Origin of the sequence: Streptomyces sp. FH025 (assembly GCF_017427025.1) — a bacterium.
Taxonomy (GTDB): Bacteria; Actinomycetota; Actinomycetes; order Streptomycetales; family Streptomycetaceae; genus Kitasatospora.
Genome location: NZ_JAFLNG010000787.1, coordinates 1 through 3,234, shown reverse-complemented (window position 1 = coordinate 3,234; position 3,234 = coordinate 1). Strand labels below are relative to the sequence as shown.

The 3,234-nt window shown below is 73.1% G+C and carries 4 protein-coding genes; all 4 read right to left on the bottom strand.

Going from position 1 to position 3,234, the window contains the following annotated elements:
• Positions 1-588 (bottom strand): dioxygenase (locus J0670_RS33845; RefSeq protein WP_207816139.1); only part of this gene is annotated, 588 nt, incomplete at its 3' end.
• Between the two features lie 124 nt (positions 589-712).
• Positions 713-1,642, bottom strand: coding sequence for an AraC family transcriptional regulator (locus J0670_RS33840; RefSeq protein ID WP_207816138.1), 930 nt, complete (start codon positions 1,640-1,642; stop codon positions 713-715).
• A gap of 47 nt (positions 1,643-1,689) precedes the next feature.
• Positions 1,690-2,562 (bottom strand): SCO1664 family protein, encoded by an 873-nt coding sequence (locus J0670_RS33835; RefSeq protein WP_374223225.1) that lies wholly within the window; start codon positions 2,560-2,562, stop codon positions 1,690-1,692.
• On the bottom strand, positions 2,532-3,098 hold the full coding sequence (locus J0670_RS33830) for a DUF3090 domain-containing protein (protein ID WP_207816137.1): 567 nt from the start codon (positions 3,096-3,098) through the stop codon (positions 2,532-2,534). The genes J0670_RS33835 and J0670_RS33830 overlap by 31 nt, the downstream gene beginning before the upstream one ends.
• Between the last annotated feature and the right edge of the window lie 136 nt (positions 3,099-3,234).

Genomic DNA, 3,234 nt, shown 5'->3' with positions numbered 1-3,234 from the left:
GCGGACCTGGCCGTTCTGCCGGACGTTCATCAGCAGCCGGGGGTCGTAGATGGTGTCCGTGTTGTTGCGCGGCTCACCCGGGAAGTAGAGCTGGGTGGTCAGGATCGGGCGGCCGGGGGCCTGGAGCTTGACGTGCAGGTGCCGGGTGCGGCCCGGGTAGAGGCCGGGGACGATGGTGTCCAGCTTGAACGCGCCGTTGGCGTCGGTGAACTGGTGCCCGCGGAAGGTGTAGCCGACGTTGTCGTAGTTGCCGTTGTCGTCGGCCTGCCAGAAGTCCAGCAGGACGCCGGAGATCGGCAGGCAGGCGCGGCCGAAGACGTAGCCGCTGACGGTCAGCCGGGTGCCCGGGCCGTCGTTGACCATCGAGCTGCGCAGCGGGGAGTTGGGCTTGAAGTACGGGCCCTCGATCTGGTCGATGGTGGGGGCGTCACCGTCGTGGCAGTCGGGGGTGAGGCCGGGGGCCTGGCCGCTGCCGGCCTGCTCCCGGGCCAGCGCGACTCCGCCGCCGATCAGCAGCGGCGCGACCCCGAGTGCGGCGGCGGCCTTCAGGACGGTCTTGCGGCTGATCATGCCGTCGGACGGGGGCATGCGCCGTCTCCTTCCCGTGTGGGTTGGGGGGTGGGGTGGCCCTTGCCATGGTGGGGGCATGACAAGGGCCGAACCGGCCGCCGTCCGCGCGCGCCGGACCGGCCACCGGTGGCCAGCACCGAACTTACGGGCCGTCCGGTGCGACCGCGATGGACATGATCCGGGGATCATGGTGATTTCCGTCGACCCGGGAGCGGAACTCCCCCGGCGTCATCCCGGTCTCCCGCCGGAAGAACCGGCAGAAGTACGCCGGGTCCGCGAAGCCCGCCTCCTTGGCGACCTGGCGGATCGTCAGATCGGTGCAGGCGAGCAGCCGTTTGGCCTCCAGGGTCTGCTGGCGGCGGATCAGCCCGCCCGGGGTGCGACCGGTGGCCTGCTTGACCAGGGTCTGCAAGTGCCCAGGGGAGACGCCGAGTTCCTGGGCGGTGGAGGCCACCGAGTGCCGCACCCCGCCCGGCTTGGCGATCAACCGGGTGAAGGCGGCGGCCAGTTCGGCCGGACGGCTGGGCACCGTCGGCCGCTCGTCCGGGACGCAGGCGCGCAGCGCCCGGACGATCAGGATGTGCAGGCTGGCTCGCAGCACGCTCTGGTAGCCGGGCGCCCTGGTCAGGTACTCGTGCTCCATGTCGGCGAGCAGCGCGCCGATGGCGTCGGCCTGTTCGCCGAGCACCAGGGAGGGCCGGGAGGCCAGGGCGCGCAGCGCGGCGAGGTCCTGCGGATGGCCGAGCAGGAAGTCCTCGTTGAACAGCACGACCCGGCCCGCGAGTTCCTCGGCGTCCGCCCAGTGGTGCACCTGGCCGGGCGTGATCACGCACAACTGCGGTGGGGCCAGCGGCCGGTGCACCAGGTCCAGGACGTGGGCACCCCGGCCGCCGGTGACGAGGACGATCTCGTAGAACGAGTGGCGGTGGGGGAAGTTGGCCCGTGAGAGCGGGCCTATCGCGTCGAAACTGCCGATGGCGAAGGGGAGCAGGTGGGGCAGCGGGACCTGTAAACGGTGCAACGGCAGGTCCGGCGTGGTTCGGGGGGTGGGGGTGGTCCGTCGCGCATCCATCGGAGCAGTGTGCGACCTATTCCCGGAATAGGTCCAGACCACCGCTGCTACATCGGCGGCCAGGGGATCGCGGGCCAGTCCCGGGAGGGCAGCGGATGCCGGCCCGAGCCCTGCAGCGCGGCCACCCGGGCGCGGGTGGCGTCCAGTTCGGCGGCGGTCAGGTGCGGGGCCAGGCGCTCGGCCAGCTCGCCGTCCAACTGCTCGGCCAGCCGGGACAGCACCTCCAGCGCCTCGGCGGGCAGCAAGTCGCCCGCCCAGCCCCAGAGCAGGGTGCGCAGCTTGCCCTCGGTGTTGAAGGTGACGCCGTGGTCGATGCCGTACACCCGGCCGTCGGCGGCCGGGATCAGGTGGCCGCCCTTGCGGTCGGCGTTGTTGAGCACCGCGTCCAGCACCGCGAGCCGGCGCAGCCGCCGGTCGTCGTGGTGCACCAGCAGCGCGGTGCGGCCGTCCCCGACCTCGGCCCGGACGATCGGCAGCCAGCCCCGCTCCGGCCCGTCCGGGTCCTGCAGCGCCAGCAGCGGCTCGGCCTGCGGGTCCGGCTCGACCCACAGCTGCACCATGCCGGGGCCGTGCGGGCCCTCGCGCAGCACGGTGGGCGGGATCAGCGCCCAGCCGGTCGCGGCGGACAGCTCGTACGCGGCGACCTCGCGGCCGGCCAGCGTGCCGTCCGGGAAGTCCCAGAGCGGGCGTTCGCCGGCCACCGGCTTGTAGACGGCCTGCGCGCTCAGCGAACCGTGCTCGACCGTGCAGTACAGCGCGGCGTTGGAGGCGTCGGTGAGCCGGCCGTGCACGGTCAGCTCGCCCTGGCGCAGCAGCGCGAGGGCGGTGGGCACGTCGGCGGCGAGGGCGGCGGCCGCGGCCGGATCGGCCTGCGGCGGAGTCTCGGTGTTCAGCGCCGGTACCCGTTCGCGCGGGGGCACAGGTGGCCCTCCGGGTCCAGCGGCAGGTTGCAGAACGGACAGGGCTTGCGGCCGGCCGCGACCAGGTCCAGCGCGCGCTTGGCGAACACCCGGGCCATCGCGCCGGACAGCCGCACCCGCAGCATGTCGGGGCCGTTCTCGTCGTCCCGGAAGACCGCCTCCTCGCCGTCCTCCTCCTCGTCCTCCACCACCGCCTGCGCCTCGACCACCAGGCAGCTGTCCACGCTGTCCCAGGCCAGGGCCATGGTGCCGACCCGGAACTCCTGCTCCAGCGGCAGGTCCAGCGGGGCGGTGTCGAGCAGGTCCCGCGGCGCGGTGGCCGGGATCGAGGCGTCCCCGCCGCTGCGGCGCAGCGCCTCGTCCAGCACCTCCTCGATCCGCTCGGCGAGCGCCGCGACCTGGGTCTTCTCCAGCAGCACGCTGGTGATCCGGCCCCGGGCGCTGGCCTGCAGGTAGAACGCCCGGGCGCCGGGCTGGCCGACGGTGCCGGCCACGAACCGTTCGGGCTGGTCGTAGAAGAAGACCTGACGGGGCACGCTCTCGCTCCGGATCGTGTCGGTCGGCTCGGATCCGCCATGGGGGATCGCAGGATGGTGGGGCCCACAAGTCATCGGACTCGCGAGCCGTCGGACTTCCAAGTCACTCGTAAGTCACCCTACGACCTCCGGGCCC

Excerpts from the sequence above, each read along its gene's own strand:
- J0670_RS33840 (WP_207816138.1), bottom strand. The coding sequence starts at position 1,642 with ATGGATGCGCGACGGACCACCCCCACCCCCCGAACCACGCCGGACCTG.